At 42.9% G+C, this 2924-nt stretch carries 4 protein-coding genes; all 4 read left to right on the top strand.

Annotated features, from left to right (window positions below; translation table 11 throughout):
- Nucleotides 1-246, top strand: a 246-nt coding sequence (locus tag U0M88_RS09805) for a substrate-binding domain-containing protein (protein WP_331869695.1), incomplete at its 5' end; no start/stop codon positions are given.
- A gap of 77 nt (nucleotides 247-323) precedes the next feature.
- Nucleotides 324-1175 carry a phosphate ABC transporter permease subunit PstC gene (pstC, locus tag U0M88_RS09800; protein ID WP_271999051.1) on the top strand — a complete coding sequence of 284 codons (852 nt, stop codon included), beginning with the start codon at nucleotides 324-326 and terminating at the stop codon, nucleotides 1173-1175.
- Nucleotides 1175-2002 (top strand): phosphate ABC transporter permease PstA, encoded by an 828-nt coding sequence (gene pstA, locus U0M88_RS09795; protein WP_022790575.1) that lies wholly within the window; start codon nucleotides 1175-1177, stop codon nucleotides 2000-2002. The genes pstC and pstA overlap by 1 nt, the downstream gene beginning before the upstream one ends.
- Nucleotides 2003-2006: 4 nt before the next feature.
- On the top strand, nucleotides 2007-2762 hold the full coding sequence (gene pstB, locus U0M88_RS09790; protein WP_027969148.1) for a phosphate ABC transporter ATP-binding protein PstB: 756 nt from the start codon (nucleotides 2007-2009) through the stop codon (nucleotides 2760-2762).
- The last annotated feature ends 162 nt before the right edge of the window (nucleotides 2763-2924 follow it).

Below are 2924 nucleotides of genomic sequence, written 5' to 3'. Positions count from 1 at the left end.
TCTGTACAGCAGAGTGATTCAACTTCCGGTGCTGAAAACACAATTTCCGGTGTATATGAAATCGGTATGTGCTCTCGTGATTTAACAGAAGAAGAACAGTCTAAAGGACTTACACCAACAACGATTGCGTTAGATGGAATCGCTGTTATCGTGAATAAAGAAAATGCCGTAAGTAATCTGACAACAGATCAGATCAAACAAATCTATACAGGCGAAATTACAGACTGGGCAGATATCTCTGAATAGTCGAATCAAAAGTGAATCGTTTTAAAAAGGGGCCAGAACCCCTTTTTGAGCGATTACAAGTAGAAAGGAATTGTGACATGCAGTTAAGAGAAAATGCAATGCGTATCGTATTTATGTTAGCTGCCTGCTTCAGTATCGTTGCGGTCTTTTTCATCTGTTTCTACCTGTTTATCAACGGACTTCCGGCGATTGCGGAAATCGGTCCTTTGAATTTTTTAGGAGGAATGGAATGGCGTCCAAACAATGATATTTACGGTATCTTCCCGATGATCATCGGAAGTATTTACGTAACAGCAGGAGCAATCGTAGTGGGGGTACCGATTGGTATCTTAACCGCTATTTATATGGCTTATTTCTGTCCGAAAAAGCTATATAGGATCATTAAACCGGCAGTTGAGCTTTTAGCCGGTATTCCAAGTATCGTGTATGGTTTTTTCGGCCTGGTCGTAATTGTACCATTGATTCAGGATGCGTTTCATACCAGTGGAAATACCGTTTTAGCCGCTTCAATCCTGTTAGGGATCATGATCTTACCTACGATCGTTTCTGTATCCGAGGCAAGTTTGCAGGCGGTGCCGGATTCTTATTATGAAGGAAGTCTTGCCTTGGGAGCCACCCATGAAAGAAGTGTCTTTTTTGTTTGTTTAAAAGCAGCTAAATCCGGTGTGTTAGCCGGTGTGATCTTAGGTGTTGGTCGTGCAATTGGTGAGACCATGGCCGTTATCATGGTTGCCGGAAACCAGGCTGTTATGCCGGGCAGCTTACTTTCCGGTGTGCGAACCATGACCGCCAATATCGTGTTGGAGATGTCATATGCGACCGGTCTTCACAGGGAAGCTTTAATTGCGACGGCTGTTGTGTTGTTTGTCTTTATTATGATCATTAACCTGAGTTTCTCTGCCTTAAAGAGAAAGGAGGCTAAATCATAATGAAAGCAAAAAAAGATGGCGTTTCGTTATTCTTGTCAATCGTAACGCATGCGGCTGCCATCATTACGATTTTATGTTTGTTGTTTATTATCGCGTATATTTTGATTCGCGGTATTCCAAATTTGACACCGTCTTTGTTTGAATGGGAATATACGACAGATAATGTCAGTATGATGCCTTCGATCATCAACACGATTATTGTTGTGATTTTAACATTGTTGATTGCCGGGCCAATTGGGATCTTTTCAGCCATCTATCTGGTGGAATATGCCAAACGTGGTTCCAAACTGGTGAAGGTAATCTTGTTGACGACGGAAACCTTATCCGGTATTCCCAGCATCGTCTATGGTCTGTTTGGATCATTGATGTTTGTGATTTCCATGGGTATGGGTCTAAGCGTCTTTGCCGGTTCTTTGACTTTGGCGATCATGGTATTGCCAACGATTATGCGAACAACGCAGGAAGCGCTGGTTGCGGTACCGGATTCCTATCGTGAAGGAAGCTTTGGCTTGGGTGCCGGTAAGCTGAGAACAATCTTTCGCATCATCTTGCCTAGTGCCGTACCGGGAATCATGTCCGGTATTGTCTTGAGTATGGGACGAATCGTTGGGGAAACAGCGGCCTTGATCTATACTTCCGGAACGGTAGCGCAGGTTTGCACGAATATCTTTGCGCCGGGAAGTACGTTAGCTGTACACATGTATCGCTTGATGAGTGAAGGATTGTACACGGAGCAGGCTTGTGCGGTTGCCGTTGTCTTATTAGTATTTGTGATTATTATGAACAGCTTGTCTTCGTATCTGGGAAGAAAGCTTGCGAAAGGATAAAAGTATGAATGAAGTCAAACTGTCAATACAGGATGTAAACTTGTACTATGGAGATTTTCATGCGCTGCACGGAATCTCTATGGATATCAAAGCCAATGAGATCACCAGTTTTATCGGACCGAGTGGTTGTGGAAAAAGTACGCTTTTAAAATCAATCAATCGTATGAACGATCTGGTAGAAGGCTGTAAGATTACCGGTAAGTTTTTACTGGATGGTCAGGATGTCTATAAAGATATTGAAGTGAATACACTGCGAAAAAGAGTCGGTATGGTTTTCCAGAAACCGAATCCATTTCCTATGAGCGTGTATGACAATATTGCCTATGGCCCAAGAACACATGGTGTAAAGCGTAAAGCCGATCTGGATCGAATCGTAGAAGAAGCTTTGCGTGATGCGGCCATCTGGGATGAATTGAAGGATCGTTTGGGAAAAAGTGCGCTGGGTTTATCCGGAGGACAGCAGCAGCGTTTGTGCATTGCCCGTGCGCTGGCAGTTAAACCGGAAGTGCTTTTGATGGATGAGCCGACCAGTGCCTTAGATCCGATCTCGACTGGAAAAATTGAAGAGCTGACGTTAAAATTAAAGAAAGATTATACGATCGTCATCGTTACGCATAATATGCAGCAGGCAATGCGTATCAGTGATAAAACCGCCTTCTTCCTATTAGGAGATTTGATCGAGTATGGAAGTACAGAAATGATGTTCTCTACACCAAAGGAAAAGAAGACGGAAGATTATATTACAGGGAGGTTTGGATAATGGTTATTCAGACAAAATTTTTAAAGCAGTTGCAGCAGTTAGAGTTGAAGATGACCGAAATGGGACAAAGTTGTTTGAAGGGATTGTCTTTGTGCAAGCATTCCTTGTATGACGGTGATAAGGTTTTGACTCAGGAAGTTGATGAACTGCATGAAGAAGTAT

Origin of the sequence: Faecalicoccus sp., from assembly GCF_036552745.1 — a bacterium.
Lineage (GTDB): Bacteria > Bacillota_I > Bacilli_A > Erysipelotrichales > Erysipelotrichaceae > Faecalicoccus.
Note: the sequence above shows the minus strand (reverse complement) of the source record. Positions and strands in the feature narration are given on the sequence as shown.